Origin of the sequence: Clostridium polyendosporum (assembly GCF_018332455.1) — a bacterium.
GTDB classification, from domain to species: Bacteria; Bacillota; Clostridia; order Clostridiales; family Clostridiaceae; genus Clostridium_AY; species Clostridium_AY polyendosporum.
In genome coordinates this window covers 1-301 of sequence record NZ_BOPZ01000098.1, presented here as the reverse complement: position 1 = coordinate 301, position 301 = coordinate 1, and the positions used below count along the sequence as shown (strand labels likewise).

Annotated in this window: 2 tRNA genes; both read left to right on the top strand. The window is 48.5% G+C overall.

Features of this window, described 5'->3' with window-relative positions:
• Positions 1-59 precede the first annotated feature (59 nt).
• Positions 60-135, top strand: a tRNA-Lys gene (locus CPJCM30710_RS17575).
• A gap of 31 nt (positions 136-166) precedes the next feature.
• Positions 167-250 (top strand) — tRNA-Leu (locus CPJCM30710_RS17570).
• Positions 251-301 lie beyond the last annotated feature (51 nt).

The window sequence follows — 301 nt, the reverse complement described above, 5'->3', positions numbered from 1 at the left end:
AGGCACCAGACTTTGACTCTGGTATCCGTAGGTTCGAATCCTGCCATCCCAGCCAAGTTGATTCACTAGCTCAGTCGGTAGAGCACATGACTTTTAATCATGGTGTCCGGGGTTCGATTCCCCGGTGAGTCACCAAATTTAATAAAAATTAAAAACATTAAAACGTGCAGGTGTGGCGGAATTGGCAGACGCACTAGACTTAGGATCTAGCGCCTACGGCGTGGGGGTTCGACTCCCTTCACCTGCACCAATTAAAAATGCGGAAGTGACTCAATGGTAGAGTGTCACCTTGCCAAGGTGA